We start from the raw sequence: 20747 nt of genomic DNA, 5'->3' as shown, positions 1-20747 counted from the left end.
CGCTCATCCCGCCCGCCCTCCCCACCCCGCGCGGGGACGGGCCGGGGGCCTGACCCGGGCTAACCGCGGATGGGGCCCGGCACCTTAGTGGTGCCGGGCCCCTTCCGCGTTCGTCCGGGCCTGCTCGCGGGCCTGCTCGCGGGCCTACTCGAAGGACGGCCCCGCCGTACGGGTGCGCTTGATCTCGTAGAAGCCCGGGGTGGAGGCCACCAGCAGGGTGCCGTCCCACAGCCGGGCCGCGGCCTCGCCCTTGGGCGCCGGGGTGACCACCGGGCCGAAGAAGGCGACCCGCTCGCCGTCCGCGCCCTCGACCGCGATCACCGGGGTGCCGACGTCCTCGCCGACCAGGGTGATGCCCTCCTTGTGGGAGGCGCGCAGGGCCTCGTCGTACGCGTCGGTGTCCGCCGCGTCCGCCAGCTCGACGGGCAGGCCCGCGGCCGCCAGGGCGGCCTCGACCGTCTCCCGGTTCTGCGGCAGGCCCTGGTTGTGGAAGCGCAGGCCCAGCTCGGTGTAGAGCCGGCCCAGCACCTCCTCGCCGTGCTGCTGGGCGGCCGCGATGCACACCCGCACCGCGCCCCAGGCGTTGTCCAGCAGCTCGCGGTAGTTCTGCGGCAGGTCGCGGTGCTCGTTGAGCACCGAAAGGCTCATCACGTGCCAGTTCACGTCGACCGGACGCAGCTGCTGGACCTCTATCAGCCAGCGGGACGTCATCCAGGCCCACGGGCAGGCCGGGTCGAACCAGAAGTCGGCGGTCTTGCGCTCAGCGGCAGTCGTCACTGGGTCTCGTCCTTCGTGAGGTGTTCCGAGGCGGCGGGGCACGGCCCCACCCGGACCCCAACACCCGCGCGCCGCCGCTGATTCCGGCCCGGGCGCGGCGGCCTGTGCAATGGTACCGGCCGGGGAGGCCGTGAAAGGATGCCCCTGCGTGCGCGACGGACCCCGCGCGCGGACCCGCACCACCCACACACGCACCACCGTGCGAGCCGGACAAAGGAGTACCGCCGTGCCGGGCAAGAACCTGAGCCGCGAGGAAGCGCAACAGCGAGCCGGCGTCCTGGCCGTCGACGGCTACCTCGTCCGGCTGGACGTGACCTCGGCCCCGGACCCGGCCGCCACCACCTTCCGCTCCGCCACCACGATCATCTTCCGCTGCTCCCAGCCCGGCACGGGCACCTTCCTCGACCTGCTCGCCCCCGCCGTCCGCTCGGTCACCCTCAACGGCCGCGAACTCGACCCGGCCACCGCCTACGACGGCGCCCGGGTGCACGTCGACGGCCTGGCCGCCGAGAACGTCCTCACCGTCGAGGCCGACTGCGCCTACAGCCGCACCGGCGAGGGCCTGCACCGCTTCGTCGACCCCGCGGACGGCGAGACCTACCTGTACACCCACTACGAGCCGGCCGACGCCCGCCGGGTGTTCGCGAACTTCGAACAGCCCGACCTGAAGGCCCCGTTCACCTTCACGGTGACCGCCCCGGCGGCCTGGGACGTCCGCTCCAACGCCGCGCACGAGACCGTGGGCACCGAAGGCGGCGCCCGTACCTGGGAGTTCGCGCCGACCGCGCCGATCTCCACCTACCTCACCGCCGTGGTGGCCGGCCCGTACCACGTCGTGAACGACCACTACAGCCGCGAACTCCCCGACGGCACCGCCCTGGAGATCCCGCTCGCCGCGCTCTGCCGCAAGTCGCTGGCCCCGCACTTCGACGCGGAGGAGATCCTCGGCGTCACCAAGCTCGGACTCGACTTCTTCCACGAGACCTTCGACTACCCGTACCCCTTCGGCAAGTACGACCAGGCCTTCGTCCCGGAGTACAACATCGGCGCGATGGAGAACCCCGGCTGCGTGACCTTCAAGGAGGAGTTCGTCTTCCGCTCGAAGGTCACCGACGCCGCGTACGAGTCCCGCGCCAACGTCGTGCTGCACGAGATGGCGCACATGTGGTTCGGCGACCTGGTCACGCCGCGCTGGTGGGACGACCTGTGGCTGAAGGAGTCCTTCGCCGACTTCATGGGCTCCTACGCCCTGATCGGCGCCCGCACCCGGTACTCCTCCGCCTGGGTCACCTTCGCCAACCAGCGCAAGGCCTGGGCCTACCGGCAGGACCAGTTCCCCACCACCCACCCGATCACCGCCGACATCCGCGACCTGGAGGACGCCAAGCTCAACTTCGACGGCATCACCTACGCCAAGGGCGCCTCCGTCCTCAAGCAGCTGGTCGCGTACGTCGGCGCGGAGGCCTTCTTCGAGGGCGCCCGCCGCTACTTCAAGCGGCACGCCTTCGGCAACACCGAACTGGGCGACCTGCTGGGCGTGCTGGAGGAGACCAGCGGGCGCGACCTGAAGAGCTGGGCCGCCGCCTGGCTGCAGACCGCCGGGGTCAACGCGCTCACTCCGCAGGTCACCACCGACGCCGAGGGCCGGATCACCGAGCTGGCCGTCCTCCAGGACGGCGACGTACTGCGCCCGCACCGGATCGCGGTCGGCCTGTACGACCGCGACGCCGACGGCGCCCTGCTGTGCACCGAGCGGATCGAGCTGGACGTCACCGGCGCCCGCACCGTCGTCGCCGAGGCCGCCGGCCGCCGCCGCCCGGACCTGGTCCTGCTCAACGACGAGGACCTGACCTACTGCAAGATCCGCTTCGACGCCGACTCGCTGGAGACCCTGCGCACCGGCCTCGGCGACATCCACGACGAGCTGGCCCGGGCGCTCGCCTGGTCCGCCGTCTGGAACCTCACCCGGGACGGCCTGATGCCGGCCCGCGACTACGTCGCCCTGGCCCTGCGCTTCGCCGGCCAGGAGGACAACATCGGCGTGCTGCAGTCGCTGCACGCCCAGTCCAAGACCGCCGTCGACCTGTACGCCGCCCCCGAGTGGCGGGCCGAGGGCGCCCGCAAGCTCGCCGACGGCGCCCTGAACGAGCTGCGCGCGGCCGTCCCCGGCAGCGACCACCAGCTCGCCTGGGCCCGCTTCCTCGCCCGGACCGCGGGCGGCGCCGAGCACCTCGGCCTGGTCCGCGGCCTGCTGGCCGGCAGCGCCCGGATCGACGGCCTGGAGGTCGACCAGGAGCTGCGCTGGTCGCTGTGGCTGGCGCTGGCCGCCGCCGGGCAGGCCACCGACGAGGAGCTGGCCGGCGAGCTGGCCGCCGACAACACCGCGGGCGGCAAGCGCGAGTACACCCAGTGCCTGGCCGCCCGGCCCACTCCGGAGGCCAAGGCCGCCGCCTGGTCGGCCGTGATCGACTCCGACGAGCTGCCGAGCGCCCTGGTCGAGGCCAACAGCGCGGGCTTCGCGATCCCCGCCCAGCGCGACCTGACCGCCCTCTACGCGGCGCCGTACTTCAAGCTGCTGGAGCGGGTCTGGGCCGAGCGGACGATCGAGATCGCGATGCGGATCGTCGGCGGCTTCTTCCCGATCGCCCAGACCGACGGGCAGACCCTGGCCGAGGCGGACGCCTGGCTGGACGGCCACCCGCAGGCCGCGCCGGCGCTGCGCAGGCTGGTGCTGGAGCGCCGGGACGACCTGGCCCGCGCCCTGCGGGCGCAGGCCTGCGACCGGGTCTGACCGGCTGACGGAGGGGCCCGCCGGCCGCGTGCCGGCGGGCCCCTCCGGCGTTCGGGGGTCCCTCCGGCGTCCGGGGCGCATGCGGAAGGGGCCGGACCGCGCAGTGCGGTCCGGCCCCTTCGGGCGCTGGCGCGGGTCAGCCGATCAGCGAGCGCAGCACGTACTGCAGGATGCCGCCGTTGCGGTAGTAGTCCGCCTCACCGGGGGTGTCGATGCGGACGACCGCGTCGAACTCCTTGTCGCCGGCCTTGACCTTGACGGTCTTCGGGGTGCGGCCCTCGTTGAGCTCGGTCACGCCGGTGATGGAGAAGGTCTCCTCGCCGGTCAGGCCGAGGGACTCGGCGTTCTCGCCCTCCGGGAACTGCAGCGGCAGGACGCCCATGCCGATCAGGTTCGAGCGGTGGATGCGCTCGTAGGACTCGGCGATGACGGCCTTGACGCCCAGCAGCGCGGTGCCCTTGGCCGCCCAGTCGCGGGACGAGCCGGAGCCGTACTCCTTGCCCGCCAGGACGACCAGCGGGATGCCAGCCGCCTGGTAGTTCTGCGAGGCGTCGTAGATGAACGACACCGGGGCGTCGGCCTGGGTGAAGTCGCGGGTGTAGCCGCCCTCGGTGCCCGGCGCGATCTGGTTGCGCAGGCGGATGTTGGCGAAGGTGCCGCGGATCATGACCTCGTGGTTGCCGCGGCGCGAGCCGTAGGAGTTGAAGTCACGCTTCTCGACGCCGTTGGCGGTCAGGTACTGCGCCGCCGGGGTGCCCGGCTTGATGTTGCCGGCCGGGGAGATGTGGTCGGTGGTGACCGAGTCGCCCAGCTTGGCCAGGACGCGGGCGCCGGCGATGTCGGTCACCGGGCTCGGGGTCTTGGCCATGCCCTCGAAGTACGGGGGCTTGCGGACGTAGGTGGACTCGGCGTCCCACTCGAAGGTGTTGCCGGTCGGGACCGGGAGCGACTGCCAGCGGTGGTCACCGGCGAAGACGTCCTGGTAGCCCTTGTCGAACATCGCCTCGTCGATGGAGCCGGCGACGGTGTCGGCGACCTCCTGCTCGGACGGCCAGATGTCGGCGAGGAAGACGTCGTTGCCGTCGGCGTCCTGGCCCAGGGCGTCCTTGGTGATGTCGATGTTCATGTTGCCGGCGAGGGCGTAGGCGACCACCAGCGGCGGGGAGGCCAGGTAGTTCATCTTGACGTCCGGGTTGATCCGGCCCTCGAAGTTGCGGTTGCCGGAGAGCACCGAGACGACCGCGAGGTCGGACTCGTTGACGGCGGCCGAGACCTCCTCGGGCAGCGGGCCCGAGTTGCCGATGCAGGTGACGCAGCCGTAGCCGACCAGGTTGAAGCCCAGCTTCTCCATGTACGGGAGCAGGCCGGCCTTCTCGTAGTAGTCCATGACGACCTTGGAGCCGGGCGCCAGGGTGGTCTTGACCCAGGGCTTGACGTGCAGGCCCTTCTCCACGGCCTTCTTCGCCAGCAGGGCGGCGCCCAGCATGACGGAGGGGTTGGAGGTGTTGGTGCAGGAGGTGATCGAGGCGATCACGACCGCGCCGTTGTCGATCTCGTAGGTCGAGCCGTCGGGGGCGGTGACGGTGGTCGGCTTCGAGGCCTCGGCGGAGTAGGCCGGCAGCGCCTCGGCGAACTTCTCGGCGGCCTCGGCCAGGATCACGCGGTCCTGCGGGCGCTTCGGGCCGGAGATCGACGGGACGACGGTGGAGACGTCCAGCTCCAGGTACTCGGAGTAGACCGGCTCGACCGACGGGTCGTGCCAGAGGCCCTGCTCCTTGGCGTACGCCTCGACCAGGGCGAGCTGCTGCTCGTCGCGGCCGGTCAGGCGCAGGTAGTTGATGGTCTCGGCGTCGATCGGGAAGATCGCGCAGGTCGAGCCGAACTCCGGCGACATGTTGCCGATGGTGGCGCGGTTGGCCAGCGGGATGGCGCCGATGCCGTCGCCGTAGAACTCGACGAACTTGCCGACCACACCGTGCTTGCGCAGCATCTCGGTGATGGTGAGCACCAGGTCGGTGGCGGTGGTGCCGGCCGGCAGCTCGCCGGTCAGCTTGAAGCCGACGACGCGCGGGATCAGCATGGAGACCGGCTGGCCGAGCATGGCGGCCTCGGCCTCGATGCCGCCGACGCCCCAGCCCAGCACGCCCAGGCCGTTGACCATGGTGGTGTGCGAGTCGGTGCCGACGCAGGTGTCCGGGTACGCCTGGCCGCCGCGGACCATGACGGTGCGGGCCAGGTGCTCGATGTTCACCTGGTGGACGATGCCGGTGCCCGGCGGGACGACCTTGAACTCGTCGAAGGCGGTCTGGCCCCAGCGCAGGAACTGGTAGCGCTCCTTGTTGCGGCCGTACTCGATCTCGACGTTCTGGGTGAACGCGTCCTTGGTGCCGAACTTGTCGGCGATGACGGAGTGGTCGATGACCAGCTCGGCCGGGGCCAGCGGGTTGATCTTGGCCGGGTCGCCGCCCAGCTCCTTGACGGCCTCGCGCATGGTGGCGAGGTCGACCACGCACGGCACGCCGGTGAAGTCCTGCATGATCACGCGGGCGGGCGTGAACTGGATCTCCTGGCTCGGCTGGGCGTTCTCGTCCCAGTTTCCGAGGGCGCGGATGTGGTCGGCGGTGATGTTCGCGCCGTCCTCCGTGCGGAGCAGGTTCTCCAGCAGCACCTTGAGGCTGTAGGGCAGCCGCTCGGAACCCTCGACGGCGGAGAGCTTGAAGATCTCGTACGACTCGTCGCCCACCTGCAGCGAGCTGCGGGCGTCGAAGCTGTTCGCGGACACGACTGACTCCTTCTGGGTGCTTCGTGCGATATCCGGCCGCCACGCGGTGGTAAGGTCAGCCTTACTTAGGCTTGCCTTGCCCGCATCGCCGGTGAGCGCCTCTCGGCAAGTATCTTGATGTCGAGATATATCGTAAGGGGCAGTTATCTCGATGTCGAGATAAACCATAGTGCATGCCGCCGTCATCACCATCGCAGGCATGCCCCGGTGCGTTTCGGTGCTGGTCAGCGGCCGTCCGGACCGCGGCGCTTGGGCTCCAACCAGTTCAGCCGGTTCAGCCGGACCGTCCTCGCCACGATCGCGGCGGCCGGCGACAGCACCACCACGGGTTCCCCACCGCGGCCACCGGTCGGCCCGGGGGCGACGTCGGCCAGCAGGGTCGTCGTCCTCATACCTTCACCTCCTTTCCTCCCGTCCGCACCCGGTCGGCTCCGGGACCCTCCCCCTCACCCAGGTCACCCCGGCCGAGCTCTTCGCGGCCTGGCCCGAGATCCGCCGGGCCGACGACCCGGCGCTGCGGGTCGTCCTGCTCGCCGCCCTCGCCGAACTCCAGGCCCGGGACCGGGCGGTGCTCGCTCCTGCGGTACCGGGAGGACCGGGAGGACCGCCCCGGAGCCCGGCTCCGCCCGGTGAGGCCCGGCCGGGTACGGTGGCCGCTGTGGTGACGGGCACAGGTGTGCTGACGGGCAGAGGGGGCCGACGATGATCGTGGTGGACGCGTCCGCGCTGGTGCTGGCACTCGCCGACCAGGGCCCGCGCGGCGACCGCGCCCGGGCCGAACTCGCCGTCGACGACGACTGGTGGGCGCCCGAGCACATCGTGATCGAGGTGATGCAGTCGCTGCGCGGCCTCTACCTCGCCAAGGAGCTGACCGCCGAGCGGGTCGCCGAACTCACCGGCGAACTGGCCGAGGTGGTCGTCCGCAAGGTCGAGGTGGCGCCGCTGCTCGGCCGGATCTGGGAGCTCAAGGACAACCTCACCCCGGACGACGCCGCGTACGTCGCGGTCGCCGAGCGGTACGGCGCGCCGCTGGTCACCGCCGACCTGCGGCTGATGCGGGCCAGCGGACCGCGCTGCGAGATCCGGGGGATCGCGCGCGACGCCCGGTAGGGCCCGTCCCGGGAGTGTCCCCCGGGCCCCGGCGCCCGTTAGCAGGGCGCCCGTCGCCCCGCCCGTGGAAGGCCCGACCCGATGACCGCTCCGCTCGCCTCCGCCCTGCTGCCGCTGGCGCTGCTCGCCTCCGCCGCCTCGCCGGTCTCCGTGACGGAGACGGCCTTCGACCCGGCGACGGCCTTCGTCCGGCCGACCGCGATCAGCTACGCCGAGGACCTGGTCCCGTACGGCTCGCACGCCCGGATCGTCACCGACCGCTCGGTGCCCGGGCGGACGGTGCTCACCCTGGCGGTCGCCGGACTCGCCCCCGGCCACGAGTTCCCGGTGCACCTGCACGCCGGCGACTGCGGGGCCGACCCGGCCGCCTCCGGACCGCACTACCAGGACGTCGTCGACCCGGTGCAGCCGTCCACCGACCCGGCCTACGCCAACGACCGCAACGAACTGCGGCTGGTGCTGCGCACCGACGGGCGGGGCGCGGGCACCGCGCGGGCCGCGGTGGACTGGCAGCCGCGGCCCGGCGAGGCGCGCTCGCTGGTGCTGCACGCGGGCGCCCCGGCCGGTAAGCACACGGCGGCCGAGCGGGTGGCCTGCATCCGGCTGGCGCGCTGACCCGCCCGCACGGGCCCCTCAGGAGCCCAGGGTGGCGACCAGGACCGCCTTGATGGTGTGCAGGCGGTTCTCGGCCTGGTCGAAGACGATGGAGTGGGCCGACTCGAACAGCTCGTCGGTGCACTCCAGCTCGGTCATGCCGGTCGCCTCGTACATCTGCCGCCCGACCACGGTACCGAGGTCGTGGAAGGCGGGCAGGCAGTGCAGGAACTTCACGTTCGGGTTGCCGGTGGCCCGGACCGTGTCCATGGACACCTGGTACGGCTTGAGCAGCTCGATCCGCTCGGCCCAGACCTCCTTGGGCTCGCCCATCGAGACCCAGACGTCGGTGTAGAGGAAGTCGACGCCGGCCACGCCCTCGGCCACGTCCTCGGTCAGGGTGATCATCGCGCCGGTCCGCTCGGCCAGCGCCTGCGCCGACTTCCGCACCTCCTCGGCCGGCCACAGGGCCCGCGGGGCGACGATCCGGACGTCCATGCCGAGCAGGGCGCCGGTGACCAGCAGGGAGTTGCCCATGTTGGAGCGGGCGTCGCCGAGGTAGGCGAGGGCGACCTCGGTGAGCGGCTTGGTGGTGTGCTCCGTGACGGTGAGCACGTCGGCCAGCATCTGGGTGGGGTGCCACTCGTCGGTCAGGCCGTTCCAGACCGGTACGCCGGCGTGCCGGGCCAGCTCCTCGACGATCTCCTGGCCGTGGCCGCGGTACTCGATGCCGTCGAACATCCGGCCGAGCACCCGGGCGGTGTCCTTGACCGACTCCTTGTGGCCGATCTGCGAGCCGGACGGGTCCAGGTAGGTGGTGGTGGCGCCCTGGTCGTGCGCGGCGACCTCGAAGGCGCAGCGGGTGCGGGTGGAGGTCTTCTCGAAGATCAGCGCGATGTTCTTCCCGCGCAGCCGGGGCTGCTCGGTGCCCGCATACTTGGCCGCCTTGAGCCCGGCCGCGAGGTCCACCAGGAAGCGGAACTCCTGGGGCGTGAAGTCGAGCTCCTTGAGGAAGTGCCTGTTCCGGAGGTTGAAGGCCATGCCGGGCTCCTGGGGTGACTTTTTCTGGACTACGGAGAAGGCGGCAAGTCTATACGATTGTTGGAATTTCTATACAGCATGGTGGTGAAGGAGGGGAGCCCCGGACGGGACTCCCCTCCCCCACCCCGGCTAGAGGCGCGGGTCCACCGGCTCGGACTCCAGCGCGAGCACCGCGAACACCGGCTCGTGCACCCGCCACAGCGGCTCCCCGGCCGCCAGCCGGTCCAGCGCCTCCAGGCCCAGCGCGTACTCGCGCAGCGCCAGCGAGCGCTTGTGGCCCAGCGAGCGCATCCGCAGCCGGTCCAGGTGCTCGGTGTAGTCCGGGCCGTAGATGATCCGCAGGTACTCCCGGCCGCGCACCTTCACCCCCGGCTGCACCAGGCCGCCCGGGCGGCCCCCGCCGCGCGCCGTCCGCACCACCGAGGCCAGCGGCTTGACCACCATGCCCTCGCCGCCCGCCGCCGTCAGCTCCTCCCACCAGGCCGTGGCCGCGGCCACCGAGGCCTCGTCCCCGGTGTCCACCAGCACCCGGCCGGTGCGGTGCAGCACGGGCCCCCGCGCGTCACCGCTCGCCGCCGCGATCGCCTCGTCGGCGTCCACCAGGCGGTCGATCCGGGCCAGGTGCTCGTCGTGCGGACGCGCCGCCAGGTTCACCCCCTCGGCCGCCAGCAGCTGGAACGGCGCGAGCCGGATGCCCGACAGGCCCTCGGTCGGCCAGCAGTAGCGCCGGTACGCCTCGGTGAAGGCCCGGGCGTCGGCGGCGCGGCGGCGCTGGCGGGAGGTCAGCTCCCCCAGCTCCAGTCCGCGCGCGGCCGCCTGCTCCAGGGCCGACAGCGCCTCGGGCAGCGCGGCGCCGGCCGCCGCGCCGACCGCGGCGTACTGGCGGCGCAACAGCTCCACCGCCTTCAGCGACCAGGGCATCAGCTCGGCGTCCAGCAGCAGCCAGTCGGTGCCCAGCTCCTCGAACAGCCCGGCGCGTTCGGCCGCCGAGCGGACCCGGCCCAGCACCGCGCCGGTCAGCTCCTCGTCGTCGAGGAACGCCCGGCCGGTCCGCGTCCAGATCGCCCCCGGCCCGGCCACCCCGAAGCGCCGCTCCAGCGCGGCGCCGTCCCGGGCGACCAGCAGCACCGCACGCGAGCCCATGTGCTTCTCCTCGCAGACCAGGTGCCGGACGCCGTCCTCGCGGTAGGCGGAGAAGGCCTCCTCCGGGTGCTCCAGGTAGCCCTCCCGGCGGGACGTCGGGCTCGGCGCCATGGTCGGCGGCAGGTAGGCCAGCAGCCGCGGGTCCAGCGCGAAGCGGCTCATCACCTCCAGCGCGGCCGTCGCGTTCTCCTCCCGGACAGCCACCCGCCCGTGCAGGCCGGTCTCCACGATCCGGCGCCCGGCCACGTCGGCGAGGTCCAGCGGACGGCCCTCGCGGGCCCCCGGCGCGTCGCTGAGCAGCGGGCGCACCGGGGCGTACCACTCCTGCTCGGCCTTGACGGCCACCAGCTCGCGCTCCGGGTAGCGCAGCGCGGTCAGGCTGCCGCCGAAGACGCAGCCGGTGTCCAGGCAGATGGTGTTGTTGAGGAAGCTCGCGCTCGGCACCGGGGTGTGGCCGTAGACCACCAGCGCCCGGCCCCGGTACTCCTCCGCCCACGGGTAGCGCACCGGCAGGCCGTACTCGTCGGTCTCGCCGGTGGTCTCCCCGTACAGCGCGTGCGAGCGCACCCGGCCGGAGGCCCGGCCGTGGTACCTCTCCGGCAAACCGGCGTGGCAGACCACCAGGGCGCCGCCGTCCAGCAGGTAGTGGCTCACCAGGCCGCGCATGAAGGCGCGCACCTCGGCCCTGAACTCCTCGGACTCCTCGGCCAGTTGGTCCAGGGACTCCTGGAGGCCGTACGAGACGGTGACCTTCTTGCCGTCCATCGCTCGGCCCAGCTTGTTCTCGTGGTTGCCGGGCACGCAGAGCGCGTGGCCGGCCGCCACCATGCCCATCACCAGGCGCAGCACACCCGGGGTGTCCGGGCCGCGGTCGACCAGGTCGCCGACGAACACGGCGGTGCGGCCCGCCGGGTGGGCGGCGTCCACCGGGCGGCCCTCGGCGTCCCGGGTGAGGGTGTAGCCGAGGCGGACCAGCAGGGTCTCCAGCTCGGACCGGCAGCCGTGGACGTCGCCCACGATGTCGAACGGGCCGCTGAGGTGGCGCAGGTCGTTGTAGCGCTTCTCCAGCTCGATCCCGGCGGCCGCCACCTCGGCCTCGCCCCGCAGGACGTGCACCTTGCGGAAGCCCTCGCGCTCCAGCCCCCTGAGCGACCTGCGCAGCTCGCGGTGCTGGCGCGGGACCACGTGCGCGGGCAGCTGGCGGTCCGGGCGGGAGCGGTTTCGCTCGGCGCACACGCCGGGCGGGACGTCCAGCACGATCGCGATCGGCAGCACGTCGTGCTCGCGGGCGAGCGCCACCAGCTGACGGCGGGCCTCGGACTGGACGTTGGTGGCGTCCACGACGGTCAGGCGGCCGGCGGCGAGGCGCTTGCCGACGATGTAGTGCAGGACGTCGAAGGCCTCGGCGGAGGCTGACTGGTCGTTCTCGTCGTCGGCGACCAGGCCGCGGCAGAAGTCGGAGGAGACGACCTGGGTGGGGAGGAAGTGGCGGCGGGCGAAGGTGGACTTGCCCGCGCCGCTGGTGCCGATCAGGACGACGAGGGAGACGTCGGTGACGGGGAGGCGGCGAGGGGCGGTGGGGCCCTCGGGTGCCCGGTCGTCGGTCGCGGCGTGGTCGGTCGCGTGGAGCTCGCTCGCGGCATGGTCGGTCGCGTGGAGCTCGTTCGCGGCATGGTCGGTCGTGTCGTCGGTCATCGGGTCTCGCCTCCCTCGGGCGTCGTGGTGGTGCCGGTTCCGGGCGTGGTGGTGTCGGTGCGGAACAGGGCCAGCTGGGTCGGCGGGCCGACCTCCGGGTCCTCGGGGCCGACCGGGCGCAGCTCCACCGTGTACCCGTACGCCGCCGCGACCTTCCCTGCCCAGGCCCCGAACTCGGCGCGGGACCACTCGAAGCGGTGGTCGGCGTGGCGGGCGCGGCCCGCCGGGAGGCTCTCCCAGCGGACGTTGTACTCGACGTTGGGCGTGGTGACGACGACGGCCCTCGGACGGGCCGAGCCGAACACCGCGTACTCCAGCGCGGGCAGCCGTGGCAGGTCCAGGTGCTCGATCACCTCGCACAGCACCGCCGCGTCGTAGCCCTTCAGCCGGGCGTCGGTGTACGTCAGCGCGCCCTGCGCCAGCGTCACCCGCGCAGCCTGCCGCTCGGGCAGGCGCGCCGGGCGCAGCTTGCGGTTCGCCGCCTGCAGCGCCCGGGCGGACACGTCCACGCCGAGGATCTCGGTGAACCGGGCGTCCTTCATCAGCTCGCCGATCAGCTCGCCCTGACCGCAGCCGAGGTCGGCGACCCGGGCCGCGCCGCTGTCGCGCAGGGCGGTGAGGACCGCGGTGCGGCGCTGCTCGGCGAGGGAGGGCGGCCGCGGTACGGGGGCGTCGGCGGTTTCGGCGGCAGTGGTGGCTGTGGTGGTCTCGGTGCCGGCGTCCTCGTCGTCAGGCCGGTCGTCGACCGCGTTGTCGATCTCCTCGACCTCGCGGTCGTCCGCCTCGGCCAGTCGGGCGAGCTCCAGGCGCTCCATCGCGGCCCGGGTCAGCGACCAGCGCCGGGACAGGTAGCGCCGGGCGATCAGGGCGCGCTCGGGGTGGGCGGCCAGCCAGCCCTCGCCGGCGGCGAGCAGCTTGTCCACCTCGTCCGGAGCGACCCAGTAGTGCTTGGCACCGTCCAGCACCGGCAGCAGTACGTACAGCTGGTGGAGCGCGTCGGCGAGCCGGACCGCGTCCGAGGCCAGCGCGACCCGCACGTAGCGGGACTCACCCCACTCCGGGAAGTCCTCGTCCAGTGGGATCGCCGACGCCTCGACCCGCCAGCCCAGCGGCTGGAACAGCCGGGCCACCATCGCCGGGCCGCCGCCCTCGCCCGCACCGTTCGCGGGCACCGCCGGCAGCTCGATCCGCAGCGGGCGGACCTGCCCCGGCAGCTCGGGGCGCAGCGCGCAGTCGCCCTTCATCGCGGAGCGGAACACCGTCCGCAGCGCGACCGCGAGCAGCGAGGACGCGGCGTAGGGGCGGTCGTTGACGTACTGGGAGAGGGCGAAGTCGGGCGAGCCTCCCCGCCCCTTGCCGTTGCCCCGGCCTTTGCGAACCAGGGCGATCGGGTCGATGTCCAGCAGCAGCGCCGCCGTGCAGACCTCGTCCCCCGCCACGGGGTAGAAGACGTGGGCCTCGCCGTGCGACGTCGTGAAGCGCTGGACCTTGCCGGGATGCTTGTGCAGCAGGAACCCGAGATCCGTCGCCGGGCTCTCGGCGCTGCCGGTGGTGGAGATCGACATGAACACCCGGCCGAGTATTGCCCAGCGGACGGCCGCCGAGCACCGGGTTTTCCGGCCCGGCAGGCCGCTGGCCTGCAGGTCCGACCGGCGTGTCCGGACGCTGGGCGTGTTCGGCAGCGGGGCCCCGCATTGGTTAACGTGCACGGTGTGACTGCTGAATCCACCCCGCTCGAATCCACCTCCCCGGCGACCGGCGCCGTGGCCACCGGCCTGGCCACCATCGCCGCCGACGGCACCGTCCTCGACACCTGGTACCCCGCCCCCGTGCTGGCCGCCGAGCCCGGTCCGGCCGGCACCGTGCGCCTGACCCCCGAGCAGGCCGACGCCGAGCTCGGGGCCGGGGCCGCCGACGCCCTGCGCGCCGACGCCCGCCGCGGCGTCGAGGTGGTCGCCGTGCGCACCACCATCGCCTCGCTGGACGAGAAGCCGCTGGACACCCACGACGTGTACCTGCGCCTGCACCTGCTCAGCCACCGTCTGGTCCAGCCGCACGGCCAGAACCTGGACGGCATCTTCGGCCTGCTCGCCAACGTCGCGTGGACCAGTATCGGCCCCGTCCCGGTGGACAAGGTCGAGCAGGCCCGCCTCGCCGTCCGCGCCCAGGGCGGCCAGCTGGCCGTGTACGGGATCGACAAGTTCCCGCGGATGACGGACTACGTCGCCCCGAGCGGCGTGCGCATCGCCCACGCCGACCGCGTCCGGCTCGGCGCCCACCTGGCGGCCGGCACCACCGTGATGCACGAGGGCTTCGTCAACTTCAACGCCGGCACCCTCGGCACCTCGATGGTCGAGGGCCGGATCAGCGCGGGCGTCGTGGTCGGCGACCACAGCGACATCGGCGGCGGCGCCTCGATCATGGGCACCCTGTCCGGCGGCGGCAAGCAGGTCGTCTCGGTCGGCGAGCGCTGCCTGCTCGGCGCCAACGCGGGCATCGGCATCTCGCTGGGCAGCGACTGCGTGGTCGAGGCCGGCCTGTACGTCACCGCGGGCACCCGGGTCACCACCCCGGACGGCGCGGTCGCCAAGGCCGTCGAACTGTCCGGCCAGGACAACCTGCTGTTCCGCCGCAACTCGCAGACCGGCGCGGTGGAGGTCATCGCGCGCTCCGGCTCCTGGGGCGGGCTGAACGCGGACCTGCACGCCCACAACTGACCTGTTCGTCCGGGTAGTTGGCGGGCATTCAGGCCATGAGGCCTTGGGGGTCCGGCGCCGGGCGCGCCGGACCCCGTCCGCGTCCGCGAGAGCGCCTGTTGCGTCCGCGGCGACGCCTTCGTGTCGGCGGGGGCGCCTTCGTGTCGGCGGGGGCTACGACCGGCGGTGGCGCCCCGGGGCCTTCCGCGGTCGCGGCGCCGCGTGGGGCGGCCGCCGTACGCCGTCGCCCTCGATCCCGTGCAGGATCCGCTGGGCCGCGGCGTAGTCCTCTGCCACCGTCTCCGGCAGCCACTGGTAGCCGTCCCAGCGCACGATCAGCCGCGGTTCGCCGGGCGCCACATGGGCTCCGCGCTGCCGGCCGCCCGCGAGTCGTACCGCCCTCAACTGACCGACCGGCCGCAGCCGTTGCTCCCGCCGCTCGGCCCACGACGCCAGCGGTTCGTCCTCGTCCATCGAGCCAGTCTGGACTGCGGACGGCCGCGACCGACAGCCCCGTCACCCGACCGGGGGACGCCGCTCGGACCGTGGCGTCCGCGGCACCCTCCGGCCGGCCTTCAGGGGGTCCGCAGGATGACCAGCTCCCGGGTCGCCCTGGTCATCGCGACGTAGCGGTCGACCGCCCCCTCGACGCCCTCGCCGAACGCCTCCGGGTCGATCAGGACCACCAGGTCGAACTCCAGGCCCTTGGCCAGCTCCGGGGTGAGCGAGCGGACCCGTGCCCGCTCCTCGAAGCCCGGGGCGCCGATGACGCAGGCGACGCCCTCGTCGTGCTCGGCGAGCCAGGAGTCCAGGACCCCCGCCAGCTCCGCCACCGGCCCGTACCGGACCGGGATTCCGCTGCTGCGCACCGACGTCGGCACGTTGGCGTCCGGGAGCGCCGCCCGGATCGCCGGCTCGGCCTGCGCCATCACCTCCTCCGGCGTGCGGTAGTTGATGCTCAGCGAGGCCATGGTGGTGCGGTCGAGCCCGACCCGTTCGAGGCGCTCCTGCCACGACTCGGCGAAGCCGTGCCGGGCCTGGGCGCGGTCCCCGACGACGGTGAAGCTCCGGGACGGGCAGCGCAGCAGCAGCATCTGCCACTGCGCGTCGGTCAGCTCCTGCGCCTCGTCGACCACGATGTGGGCGAAGGGGCCGGCCAGCGGGTCCCCGTCGGTGCCGGACAGGGCGTCCTCGTCGATCAGGGTGTCCTGGAGGTCCTTGCCGCGCAGCATCGTCACCGCGCCCTCGCCGTCGTCGTCGGCCTGGAGCAGGTCGCCGATCACGTCCGCCATCCGCTCGCGCTCGGCGGCCACCGAGGCCCGGTGGCGGTTGCGGCGGAGCGTGGCCTCGCGGTCCCCGAGCCGCTGGCGGGCCGCGTCCAGCAGCGGCAGGTCGGACACCGTCCAGGCGTGCGGGGCGTGCTTGCGCTGGAGCGCGCGGACCTCCTCGGGGGCCAGGTGGGGCGCGCACATCCGCAGGTAGGCGGGCACCGACCAGAGGTCACCGACCAGGTCGGCCGCCTCAAGCAGCGGCCAGGCGCGGTTGAGCGTCTCCACCAGCTCCCGGTCCTGTCGCAGCGAGCGCCGGAACAGCTCGGGCGGGACCTCCTCCTCGTCCTGCTCCAGCTTCTCCAGCAGGATCGCGGCCAGCTCGTCCCAGATCTGCTCACGCGCCTCGTTGTGAGGGGTGCCCGGGTCCGGGGCGCCGAAGGCCTCGGACCAGTCCTCGGCGCTCAGCCAGAGGTCCGCCCAGTGGGTGGAGACCGCCATGCCCTCGGTCGGCGGCTCCTCGTAGAACCGGACGGCCTTCTCGATCGCCCGCACCAGCTCGACCGAGGCCTTCAGCCGCGCGACCTCCGGGTCGGCCTCCTCCACCGCGTCCGCGCCCTCGGGCAGCAGGTCCCGCAGGGTGCAGGTGCGCACGCCCTCCTCGCCGAGGCTGGGCAGGACGTCGGCGACGTAGTTCAGGTACGGCTGGTGCGGGCCGACGAACAGCACGCCGCCGCGCCGGTGGCCGAGGCGGGGGTCGGAGTACAGCAGGTAGGCGGAGCGGTGCAGGGCGACCACGGTCTTCCCGGTGCCGGGGCCGCCGTCGACCACCAGGGCGCCGCGCGAGCCGGCCCGGATGATCGCGTCCTGGTCGGCCTGGATGGTGGCGAGCACGTCCCGCATCCGGGCCGACCGCTTGCCGCCCAGGCTGGCGATGAAGGCGGACTGGTCGTCCAGCGCGGCGTGGCCCTCCAGGCCCTCGGCGGTGAACACCTCGTCCCAGTAGTCGGCGATCCGGCCGAGGGTCCAGCGGTACCGGCGGCGGCTGACCAGGCCCATCGGGTCGCCGTGGGTCGCAGCGAAGAACGGCTCGGCCGCGGGCGAGCGCCAGTCGACCAGCAGGCGACGACCCTCGCTGTCGGTCAGCCCCAGCCGGCCGACGTACAGGGGCTCGGCGTCCTCCGCGGTCACGATGCGCCCGAGGCACAGGTCCAGGCCGTAACGGCGCAGGGTGCGCAGACGGGCGCTCAAGCGGTGGACCTCGATGTCCCGGTCCATCGCCGCCTGCCCGGCGCCGCCCGGAGCCCGGCGCGCCGCGTCGAGTTGCTCGGAGAGTTCGGCGATCGCCTGGTCCAGGCTCTCCGCGATGGCCGCGAAGTGCCGCTCGTCGGCTGCGATGAGGGCGGGGGCGGCCTTGGCGGACAGGCGCTCGGGGAGGTCGAAGGCACTGGTGGTCAGGTGGTTCATGGCATCAGCTCCGATCTGAGGCCTGTGATTGTGAGCCACCACGGGGGCCTTGCCGCAAGGCCCCCCGTGCGCTATACGTTGAGAGTGGCAAGGGGTGGGTTCTCCCCCTTCGCTCCCTCCGGCCCCGGGCCGGACCTCCGCATCGGAACTGCGGCCTCTGGCGCGCCGGGCACACCGGATGCCGGGCAACTTCCGCAAGCCGCAATCCCGTTGCCGTCTCGGCACGCCGAGACGGCAACGGGAAGCACTTCAGCGGCGCCGGGGCCAACACCTGGCTCCTTCCGCTTTCTTGGGGCCCGCCCCCGCCCCCTCCCCTCCCTCCTCCCGCTCCTCCACCCAACTCCTCCGCCCACCTCCTCCGCCCTCGTGCAGCGGGCCCCTAGCCCAGCCCGTGCTGCAGCGGCAATCCCGGCTCACCCGAGAGGCTTACGACCCACCGCGGTTGGACCGCATCGAGTGGTGCGCGGTGACCGCCCGCCGGAACGATTCGTTGGTCGGTGCGGCACACCGCACCACCGATCCGAAGAGGTCCCCGCCATGTCCGAACCCTCTGCCACGCCGCAGCCCCCGAGCCGCCCGACAGGCTCGGCCGCCGGCGACTCGGCCGGGCCCGCGACCCCCAAGACCCTGCTTGAGCAGATGCAGGAACTGCTCGCCTCGGTGACCGCGGACCTCGCCGCGCTTCAGTCCGGCACCCGGACCACCCCGGCCGCCGCCTACCCGGCCGACATCGACACCTCCGACGCCCCGGCCACTCCGGGCACCCGGTAGTCAGGCGCCCGCTCCTCCTCCATCGGCCCGCCCTCACCCGGCGGGCCGAGCCGGACCACGAGTAACGGCGAACCCCCACCGGCCCGTTCCGGTTCCGCGCCACCCAGCGCCGTCCGCCCCACCCCTCCGCCCCGGTCGGCCGCCTCCCGCAACCGCGCGGTCACGTCCTTACACTCCGACATCGCGTCGACGCCGTCGATGCACGTCCAGTACAGACTCTCGGTGTCGGCTCCGCAGGCCAGCACGACCAGCGTCTCCCCGACCTCCCCCAACAGTTCGTCCAGCGCCCCCAACGTCGGCCCCAGTTCGCCGAGTTCGGTGAGCCGACCGGCTCGCCCGCCACTCACCGGCGTGCCGCAGGCAGCGGACCTGTCCAGGCAGGCCGCCGCGTGCACCCCCGCCTCGGAGAGCTGCTGGCCGAGCCCCGTCAGCTCCTCGTCCTCCGACTCCGCCAGCCGGGCGCCCACCGCCTCGGTGAGCAGCGCGGCCTGCCGCGCCTCGCCCAGCACGTCCGGCACCTGCCTGGCCTCCGCCAAGGCGTGCCGGGCCGTCTTGATCAGTCGCAGCGCCTCCATGGCCCCCGCTCCTTCCGCTCGCCGTCGCCGTCGACCAGCACCGCCACCGGGGCGGTGGGGTGGTCACGGGGAGAGCGTGCAGAAAGGGCGGGGTGGGCCGCATCCGGCTTGTCGGAAGCTGTGGACAACTCGGGGGTTGTGGACAACTTCCGTCCCTCACAAGGGCGGTCAGCCCACATCCGGGTTGACGTCGCTCGCTGCGCCCGGTGCCGGGAAGCGGTGTTCGTTGCGTTCGATCTTGGCGGCGAGCGCCTCCAGCGGGTCCACCCCGACCACCGTGCAGAACTGCACCAGGTACGCCAGCACGTCCGCGACCTCGTCGCGCACCCGGTGGGCCCGCTCCGGGTCGGACATCACCGCGGCCGCCTGCTCGGGCGTGAGCCACTGGAAGATCTCCAGCAGCTCGCCCGCCTCCACGCTCAGCGCCGCCGCCAGGTTCTTCGGCGTGTGGTACGGCTCCCAGCGCCGAGCCGCCGCGAACTCCACCAGCCGCTGCCGCAGCCCGGCCAGGGTCAGCTCCCCGGGCTCCGCCGCGCCCCCGGCCGCCCCGTTCACCGCAGGCTCCCCCGGCCTCGTCACTCGTTCGTTCACGCCCCCAGGTCTACCGCATCCCCGTCCCCGGCCACAGCGGGGGCGTCTTCGCCTGCGACCGCCGCCGAGGCCCCGGCAGCCGACGGACCGCCGACGGCCACCGAACCCGCGACCGCCGCCGATCCCTCCTCACCGCGCCCGCACTGGACCGGCACCCGGGCCGCCTCCGCCCGCAGCACCGTCAACCCCGTCGCCGGATCCCGCCGGCACTCCACCAGCGCCACCTCCCCCGCCGACTCCTCGCCCGCCCCGAACGCCTCCCGCGCCGCCGCCGGCTCCTGCAGCGCGGCCACCACCCGCAGCTGGTTGCGCCCCGCCATGTCCCGCGCCAGGCGCAGCAGCGAGGCGGCCTGTTCGGTGGCGAGCCCGGCCCCGAGGTCCTCGGCGAGCACCGTGAGCTGCCGGTGCGCCCACGGCACCTCGGCGGCCACGTCGAGGTCGAGCACCCCGGCCCCGGTCAGCAGCACCGCCGCGAAGGCGAGGTGGCGCAGCATGCCGTCGGAGGCCTGGTCGGCCCCGGTGCGCCCGAGCACGCCCTCGTCGAAGACGGCCAGCACCCGCCGCCCGCCCTCGCGCTCGGCGAGGGTGAGTCCGAGCAGCGGGTGCGGCGCGGCGGCCTGGACGGCCCGCAGCAGTTGCCCGTAGCGGCGGGGGCACTCGTGGGCGAGCCGGTTGATCACGGCCGAGATGTTGGCGGCGCTGGTGCGCAGCCTGGCCTGCGGGTCGGCCTTGGCCCAGCCGCGCATCAGCGCGGGGACGGGGTGCAGCGGGAAGACCTCGCGCAGCGCGGTGAGGAGGTCCTCGACCGCGGCCAGCACCAGCCGCTCGCCGGTGGACGAGCCGGCCACCCGCAGCGGCAGCTGCGCGGTGATCATGGTGCCGCTGGGGAACGGCGCCCGGATGTCCCCCTGCCGGGTGTCGTTGTGCCAGCACACGTTGACGCGCCCGTTCCGGACGTCCTGCTCACCGGTGTCCACCAGGATCCGGCCGTCGAGGCTGAGCGACTCCCGGGCGATCCGGACCGTCCCGTCGGTGCGGATCACCAGGTCGAGCCGGATCCGGCCGCGCGGCGAGCGGACGGTGCAGCCCAGGATGACCGCGTCCCGCCCGTGCGGCACGCACCCGTCGAGGCCTCCGCGCACGGGCGTGGCGAGCGGCCCGGCGCGGTCGGGCAGCCCGTTGAGGGAGCCGGTGATCTCCTCGCCGAGGGCGAGCCGGGACAGGACGGCCAGGGCGTCGAGGGCGTTGGACTTGCCCACGCCGGCCGGCCCGTGGAGCACGGTGAGCGGCGCGAGCGGCAGGACGGCCCGCCGGTAGGACTTGAAGGCGGTGAGCCGCAGCTCCTCGACGGTGGGGCGGGGCACGGGTGGCCTGTCGGGCCCCGGAGCGCCGCCCGGGCGCAGTGGGGCCGGCCCGGCGGGCGCGGCGGCGTCGCGGTTCACCCGT

Annotated in this window: 16 protein-coding genes; 5 read left to right on the top strand and 11 right to left on the bottom strand. The window is 73.5% G+C overall.

What is annotated here, in order from left to right:
• Positions 1-144: 144 nt before the first annotated feature.
• Positions 145-777, bottom strand: coding sequence for a DsbA family protein (locus ACFV1W_RS33395; RefSeq protein ID WP_380421005.1), 633 nt, complete (start codon positions 775-777; stop codon positions 145-147).
• A gap of 226 nt (positions 778-1003) precedes the next feature.
• Here ACFV1W_RS33395 and pepN point away from each other — a divergent pair, with 226 nt between their 5' ends.
• Positions 1004-3568: an aminopeptidase N gene (pepN, locus tag ACFV1W_RS33390; RefSeq protein WP_380421004.1), complete on the top strand. Its 2565-nt coding sequence runs from the start codon at positions 1004-1006 to the stop codon at positions 3566-3568.
• Between the two features lie 136 nt (positions 3569-3704).
• On the opposite strand, the gene acnA is transcribed toward pepN, so the two are convergent.
• Together acnA and ACFV1W_RS33380 are read right to left on the bottom strand one after the other, a co-directional pair.
• On the bottom strand, positions 3705-6350 hold the full coding sequence (gene acnA / locus ACFV1W_RS33385; RefSeq protein WP_380421003.1) for an aconitate hydratase AcnA: 2646 nt from the start codon (positions 6348-6350) through the stop codon (positions 3705-3707).
• Positions 6351-6574: 224 nt separating this feature from the next.
• Positions 6575-6742, bottom strand: coding sequence for a hypothetical protein (locus ACFV1W_RS33380; RefSeq protein ID WP_380421002.1), 168 nt, complete (start codon positions 6740-6742; stop codon positions 6575-6577).
• Between the two features lie 310 nt (positions 6743-7052).
• Here ACFV1W_RS33380 and ACFV1W_RS33375 point away from each other — a divergent pair, with 310 nt between their 5' ends.
• Positions 7053-7460, top strand: coding sequence for a type II toxin-antitoxin system VapC family toxin (locus ACFV1W_RS33375; RefSeq protein WP_380421001.1), 408 nt, complete (start codon positions 7053-7055; stop codon positions 7458-7460).
• 81 nt (positions 7461-7541) lie between these two features.
• Positions 7542-8075 carry a superoxide dismutase family protein gene (locus ACFV1W_RS33370; protein WP_380421000.1) on the top strand — a complete coding sequence of 178 codons (534 nt, stop codon included), beginning with the start codon at positions 7542-7544 and terminating at the stop codon, positions 8073-8075.
• Positions 8076-8093: 18 nt separating this feature from the next.
• On the opposite strand, the gene argF is transcribed toward ACFV1W_RS33370, so the two are convergent.
• The 3 genes from argF to ACFV1W_RS33355 all read right to left on the bottom strand — a co-directional run bounded on the left by argF (position 8094) and on the right by ACFV1W_RS33355 (position 13504).
• A complete protein-coding gene (gene argF / locus ACFV1W_RS33365) occupies positions 8094-9095 on the bottom strand; it encodes an ornithine carbamoyltransferase (RefSeq protein WP_380420999.1) in 1002 nt (333 codons plus the stop codon).
• A 129-nt stretch (positions 9096-9224) separates the two neighbouring features.
• Positions 9225-11933 (bottom strand): polynucleotide kinase-phosphatase, encoded by a 2709-nt coding sequence (locus tag ACFV1W_RS33360; RefSeq protein WP_380420998.1) that lies wholly within the window; start codon positions 11931-11933, stop codon positions 9225-9227.
• Positions 11930-13504, bottom strand: coding sequence for a 3' terminal RNA ribose 2'-O-methyltransferase Hen1 (locus tag ACFV1W_RS33355; protein WP_380420997.1), 1575 nt, complete (start codon positions 13502-13504; stop codon positions 11930-11932). Before ACFV1W_RS33355 ends, ACFV1W_RS33360 begins: the two co-directional genes overlap by 4 nt.
• Positions 13505-13645: 141 nt before the next feature.
• On the opposite strand from ACFV1W_RS33355, the gene dapD reads away from it, so the two are divergent.
• Entirely contained in the window at positions 13646-14650 is a 1005-nt protein-coding gene (dapD, locus tag ACFV1W_RS33350; protein WP_380420996.1) for a 2,3,4,5-tetrahydropyridine-2,6-dicarboxylate N-succinyltransferase, read from the top strand.
• A gap of 153 nt (positions 14651-14803) precedes the next feature.
• Here dapD and ACFV1W_RS33345 read toward each other — a convergent pair whose 3' ends face one another.
• Together ACFV1W_RS33345 and helR are read right to left on the bottom strand one after the other, a co-directional pair.
• Positions 14804-15103 (bottom strand): DUF6087 family protein, encoded by a 300-nt coding sequence (locus ACFV1W_RS33345; RefSeq protein ID WP_380420995.1) that lies wholly within the window; start codon positions 15101-15103, stop codon positions 14804-14806.
• Between the two features lie 101 nt (positions 15104-15204).
• Positions 15205-17364 (bottom strand): RNA polymerase recycling motor ATPase HelR, encoded by a 2160-nt coding sequence (gene helR, locus ACFV1W_RS33340; RefSeq protein ID WP_380420994.1) that lies wholly within the window; start codon positions 17362-17364, stop codon positions 15205-15207.
• Between the two features lie 537 nt (positions 17365-17901).
• On the opposite strand from helR, the gene ACFV1W_RS33335 reads away from it, so the two are divergent.
• The gene (locus ACFV1W_RS33335; protein WP_380420993.1) at positions 17902-18135 is read left to right on the top strand and encodes a hypothetical protein; all 234 of its coding nucleotides are present in this window, start codon (positions 17902-17904) and stop codon (positions 18133-18135) included.
• Here ACFV1W_RS33335 and ACFV1W_RS33330 read toward each other — a convergent pair.
• The 3 genes from ACFV1W_RS33330 to ACFV1W_RS33320 all read right to left on the bottom strand — a co-directional run bounded on the left by ACFV1W_RS33330 (position 18081) and on the right by ACFV1W_RS33320 (position 20743).
• On the bottom strand, positions 18081-18710 hold the full coding sequence (locus ACFV1W_RS33330) for a DUF6099 family protein (RefSeq protein ID WP_380420992.1): 630 nt from the start codon (positions 18708-18710) through the stop codon (positions 18081-18083). The two genes, ACFV1W_RS33335 and ACFV1W_RS33330, sit on opposite strands and share 55 nt — an antisense overlap.
• Before the next feature lie 168 nt (positions 18711-18878).
• Positions 18879-19265, bottom strand: a complete 387-nt coding sequence (locus ACFV1W_RS33325) for a nucleotide pyrophosphohydrolase (RefSeq protein WP_380420991.1) — start codon at positions 19263-19265, stop codon at positions 18879-18881.
• A gap of 32 nt (positions 19266-19297) precedes the next feature.
• Positions 19298-20743: an AAA family ATPase gene (locus ACFV1W_RS33320; RefSeq protein ID WP_380420990.1), complete on the bottom strand. Its 1446-nt coding sequence runs from the start codon at positions 20741-20743 to the stop codon at positions 19298-19300.
• Between the last annotated feature and the right edge of the window lie 4 nt (positions 20744-20747).

Source organism: Kitasatospora sp. NPDC059648 (assembly GCF_042734825.1).
GTDB lineage: Bacteria > Actinomycetota > Actinomycetes > Streptomycetales > Streptomycetaceae > Kitasatospora.
This window is presented reverse-complemented; position numbering and strand designations above follow the sequence as displayed.

Excerpts from the sequence above, each read along its gene's own strand:
- ACFV1W_RS33380 (WP_380421002.1), bottom strand. The coding sequence starts at position 6,742 with ATGAGGACGACGACCCTGCTGGCCGACGTCGCCCCCGGGCCGACCGGT.
- ACFV1W_RS33375 (WP_380421001.1), top strand. The coding sequence starts at position 7,053 with ATGATCGTGGTGGACGCGTCCGCGCTGGTGCTGGCACTCGCCGACCAG.
- ACFV1W_RS33370 (WP_380421000.1), top strand. The coding sequence starts at position 7,542 with ATGACCGCTCCGCTCGCCTCCGCCCTGCTGCCGCTGGCGCTGCTCGCC.
- argF (WP_380420999.1), bottom strand. The coding sequence starts at position 9,095 with ATGGCCTTCAACCTCCGGAACAGGCACTTCCTCAAGGAGCTCGACTTC.
- ACFV1W_RS33360 (WP_380420998.1), bottom strand. The coding sequence starts at position 11,933 with ATGACCGACGACACGACCGACCATGCCGCGAACGAGCTCCACGCGACC.
- ACFV1W_RS33345 (WP_380420995.1), bottom strand. The coding sequence starts at position 15,103 with ATGGACGAGGACGAACCGCTGGCGTCGTGGGCCGAGCGGCGGGAGCAA.
- helR (WP_380420994.1), bottom strand. The coding sequence starts at position 17,364 with ATGAACCACCTGACCACCAGTGCCTTCGACCTCCCCGAGCGCCTGTCC.
- ACFV1W_RS33335 (WP_380420993.1), top strand. The coding sequence starts at position 17,902 with ATGTCCGAACCCTCTGCCACGCCGCAGCCCCCGAGCCGCCCGACAGGC.
- ACFV1W_RS33330 (WP_380420992.1), bottom strand. The coding sequence starts at position 18,710 with ATGGAGGCGCTGCGACTGATCAAGACGGCCCGGCACGCCTTGGCGGAG.